The sequence below is a fragment of the Paraglaciecola sp. genome, from assembly GCF_030730205.1.
Classification (GTDB): Bacteria; Pseudomonadota; Gammaproteobacteria; order Enterobacterales; family Alteromonadaceae; genus Paraglaciecola.
Genome location: NZ_JANQVQ010000075.1, coordinates 1 through 4,601, shown reverse-complemented (window position 1 = coordinate 4,601; position 4,601 = coordinate 1). Strand labels below are relative to the sequence as shown.

General features: G+C 37.5%; 4 protein-coding genes. All 4 read right to left on the bottom strand.

Annotated elements, in window-relative coordinates; translation table 11 throughout:
• Positions 1–13: 13 nt before the first annotated feature.
• Complete coding sequence (locus NWQ57_RS06730; RefSeq protein WP_306021374.1) at positions 14–1,615, bottom strand: hypothetical protein; 1,602 nt, start codon at positions 1,613–1,615, stop codon at positions 14–16.
• Positions 1,615–2,514 (bottom strand): XrtA-associated tyrosine autokinase, encoded by a 900-nt coding sequence (locus tag NWQ57_RS06725; protein WP_306021373.1) that lies wholly within the window; start codon positions 2,512–2,514, stop codon positions 1,615–1,617. Before NWQ57_RS06725 ends, NWQ57_RS06730 begins: the two co-directional genes overlap by 1 nt.
• On the bottom strand, positions 2,511–4,091 hold the full coding sequence (locus NWQ57_RS06720) for an XrtA system polysaccharide chain length determinant (RefSeq protein WP_306021372.1): 1,581 nt from the start codon (positions 4,089–4,091) through the stop codon (positions 2,511–2,513). The genes NWQ57_RS06725 and NWQ57_RS06720 overlap by 4 nt, the downstream gene beginning before the upstream one ends.
• Before the next feature lie 21 nt (positions 4,092–4,112).
• The coding region (locus NWQ57_RS06715) for an XrtA/PEP-CTERM system exopolysaccharide export protein (RefSeq protein WP_306021371.1) at positions 4,113–4,601 on the bottom strand (489 nt) is incomplete at its 5' end.

Below are 4,601 nucleotides of genomic sequence, written 5' to 3'. Positions count from 1 at the left end.
AAATAATAGTGAGTTAGAAGGAGTAGGTAAAACCGAGTGTGAGGCGTTTGTCTGTTAAGTCGCGGATGACTTGTTCTGAACTCCTATCTAAGTAGCGAAAAGAAGAATTAACGACCAGGTTTTGACTCAAACTTTTCTTCAAACTTACTGTAATGGTAATGCTATCTTCGTCGACAGTAGTTTTATTTTCAATCTTGGATAAACTCGAATTTAAAGCAATATTTGTTGTTTTACCCAATTGGTAATTTGAATTTATCGAAATTGACTGATTTTTACGACTCCTTTGTGATTCTAAGTATTCCGTATCGGTGTAACGATAATTTATGGATACTTTCAGTTTCTTTAGGCTATAGCCGATAGTGGCTTGAGCAGTTTTATTTAGAATGACTTCATCGGTTAAGTCATTGACTATGCTATTAAAATTTATAAACTCTTCGCCTGGTTGCAATTCATAACTCAGATCGTTTGGTTGAAAACAGTCCAAAAGGTCTGTAGAGCCAATTGGGCAAACAAAAACCCCTAGTGATTCTTCGGTAACACTAAGTCTGGAAAAGGAGGTTACGTCCTCACTGTAAGACATTGAACTACGTAGAGACTTTAGATTGTAAGTAAATTTAGCACTGTAAGCATCACCATAAAAACGCTTTCCATAATTTAGGGCTAAACTTGTTCTGTTAGTAAATGCCCAATTCGAACTAACACCAATATACTCAGTTTTTTGGAGTTCTTGTTCTAAATTGTTGAAGGTTATTTCTATAAATCTGTTGTTGCTTGGACTCCATTTTAAACCCGCACCATAGCTAGTTGTGTCAATATTCCTGGGGTTAGCAACCTGGGTCTCAGAAGATAAATCATAAGTTGTATCCGAACCTGTCAAAACGAAACTCAGATCATTGAACAAACCGAAATTAATGTTTCCATTCAATATTGTTGATTTAAAGTTCTGATTATTTCGACGTGCAGTGTCATTCTGTTGAGCGCTTAGATTAAAACCTATCCGCCTCAGATTTCTACCGTTGTAAACCCTCAACGTTAAACCTTTATTTGAGGAGTTTAAACTAGGGCCATCATCTATTGAATTGTCAGCAGTGCTCTTAGAATAAAGAGCTTGCCAATCTAAGCCAACATATTCTGGGTTTGGCATGGCAAAATTTAAAATGGCACTGTATTTATCTGTTTTGGAAAGCTCACCTGTTGACAATAGTCTATCTACGATAAAACCATCTGACTGGTTGCTCGGACGATAATTTTGATCAGCTTTCAAAGCTAAACTCATTAAGTTTTCTATAATTGAGGTATTTGAGTTTAAGCGAAAGTCGGTAAAACTCCTCGAAGTTGCATCTTCATACCCACCTTGTTTAATTTGACTATGGTTTATAGCGAAGTCACCTGTTAATACTTTGCTTTTATAAACCGAAACTAATGATGGGTTTAGTGTAGCAGCATACGCGTCCTCAGTTTTTTCATTAGCCCTTTGGGTTTGGTATATATTGGCGGATGTATCAAGCGCTTTTTTTACTGTTAGTTCACCGGCGTAACTCAGGTTTGTTGACAGGTAGGCACCGACTAAAAAGCATAGACTATAGACTTTAAAATGGGGCACTTCTAAAACCACTAATGAGTACCTGCATAATAATAGCCATATCCAGAGCCATCGTTATTAACATCTTGGGATTTGTTGATAACAAACCCAATCGCCATCTCTGGATTTAATTGTCCTACGGCCTTTTGAATATCAGTCAGTTTAGTCTTATTTTCTTCAGCCACGACAATCGCTTGGCCTGCTAAATTCGCGAGAATAGCGGTTTCGTTTATACCTAAAAGGGGAGGTGTATCTACAATTACAATACGATCTGAATAGCGGTTCGCCATTTCTTCTACAGCTTCATACATTTTTTCACTGGCTAACAATTCAGTAGAAAGGTGATGAGACTTACCCGCGGTGATAATTCTGAGATTAGGTATATTGGTTTTACACAAAATCTCTGACAGATTAGTTTTCTCGCCAAGTAAAAACTCCATCAAGCCGGCTTTGTTTTCTAACTCTAGAGTTTTCATCACATTAGGACGAAGTACATCTGCGTCAACCAATAACACAGTTTTATCTTGTTCCAGTGCTATGCTAAGAGCTAAATTAACTGCGGTAAAGGTTTTACCTTCCCCAGGCCTTGAACTTGTGACCATGATAATGTTGCTATTACTCAGCGATTTAGAAAGTGGTCCAAAGGCATTGTCTATTATTTTCCGTTTTATGGCCCTATATTCTTCATTAATTAATTGCCTGCTGGTCAACGTCGAAACGAAACCTTTAGCATGTAATTTCTCAAGATCAATTTCAATATAAGCCGCTTCGTTTAAGACTCGCTCAACATTTTCCGAGTAATCGGTTGTCGAGGAATCCTCAGACAGTATTGCTTCCATTTCTGGTTTATTCGAATACTCTATATTTTTGTTTGAATTTTTATTTATAGCATCTTCTTTTTGCCTTAATAACGCTTTTTCAATAGAGTTCATGAAAAAATCCTCGCATACACGTTAATATGAAGTAGTTCAAAACCTACTAAACTAGCAAAAGCAACCAATATTACACCGCTAGAAGCGATAAATACTAACATGCGATTTCGATTAACTTTCCGAATTTCTTTGGTATGTAAATGACTCACTATACCAAAAACTGGATATGAGGTTAGTGAAGTAAGTTGACTACCTCTAAGTAGTATAGGATTCAATTGACTGATTAAAAACGCCAGACCTAATCCAGACGAGAAACCTACTATTAAAACCGCGACATAACCAATTATCCTATTAGGACCGCTTGGTTTTAAAGGCGCTAGTGGTGGATCGATAACCCTGAATTTTACATCTTCAGATGAAACATCCGCTTTTTGAGCTAGGTCGTTAGATTCTTTGCGGCTTAGAAGTTCCTCATATTTCCTTTTAGTAATGCCGTAATCTCTATTAAGTGCTACAGATTCAGCTTCAACTTGCGGAACTAAGTCTATTTTTTGTCTGATGGCTTCGATTTTTGATTCATAATCAGCTTGTCTGACTTTCAAGGAAGCGATAACACCTTGCATTCGAGTGGCCTCAATTTTTAATTCGCTTGAAATAGAACCAATTGGCGCACCGCTATCGATATTTTCTCTAGCTGCATAATAATCTTGTATTTCTTTTTCCCTAGAGTCTTTCAATGATTTCAATAGATTATTCGCTTCTATAACATCAGGATGTAAATCAGTATATTTTAATTTCAACTGGTCCAAATTGGCCTCTAAACTCTCGATCCTACTGTCATAGGTAGTAGTCAACGCAAATTTTGAGTCAGTACGTCTAACTGCCCCTTGTGAGTTTTCGTTATTTGAGCCCACGACCTCCCCAAGCAGCGTTTTCATTTGTTGTTCGGTCTCTTTAATTGTCAATTTTGTATTTTCTAATTCACTCAGCAGTTGATTATAATTTTGGGTAAAGGACCCTTGATTTGGTAACATATCTGAATATTTTCTTTTGAAATCAGCTACTTTCTGCTCTGCTGACGCTAATCTGGCTTCATATTCATCAATTTGTTCCTCTAAAAATTGTGTGGCTGACTCTGAGTCTTTCCGATTATTACCATGCATCCCCTCGACAAATAAATCGAGTGTTGCTTGAACAATTGTTTTAGCCATTTCTGGATTAGCATTTTCATAAGCAATGGTGTACAAGTTGTCTCTACCAGCTGCCCTTAATTTAATATTTGATGACAAAGATGAAATTAACGCTTCATATTCAGTGGCATTTTTAGCTGTGATATCAAGGTCTGATTCTCTTGCTATCGCTTCAAGATTGGCACGATTTAATAGCGTCTTAACCATCATTGCAATTTCTTGCTGGGGATTAGTTTGGATAGCTAAACCTCTTAACAATGGCTGTAAAACCGAGCGCGTATCAACATAGACTCTTGCTTGTGATTCATAAACATCTGGTTTTGCAGCTACATAGAGAAAACCCAAGGGGCAAATTAACCATGAGCAAATCATCACGTATCGCTTTTTTATCCATACACCTTTGATGTAGTCAAAGATAAGCTCAATAGTTTTTTGTAAATCCTGCATGTAAAATATTTCTCGTAGTGTCTAAAACCAAGCTTCTGGAATAATCAAAATATCACCAGGTAGAATGTCAATATTCTGTTCGATATCACCCTCTTTTATCAGGTCATCAATTCTAATAAGGTACGTTTTTTGAACGCCGTCGACGATTCTAACCAGCTTAGCTTTGTTACCGGCTGCAAAATCTGTAAGACCACCAACTGAAATCATTAGGTCTAAAAGAGTCATTTTTTCGATATAATTAATTGCTCGGGGGTTCGTTGCTTCACCTATTACTCGAACCTGTTCGCTTAAAGGCCCATTAAAGTTATTGACACTGACGGTCACTCTAGGATTGTTAATGTATTTTGAGAGTCTTTCTTCAACTTCTCTGGCTAGCATGGTAGGCGTTTTGCCTGTTACGGGAACGTCTTCTACGAGGGACGTCGTTACCTTACCGTCTGGGCGCACAACAAACGACCCTGATATATCTGGATTGCGCCAAACAAATATCGACACCGAATCTCCAGGGCC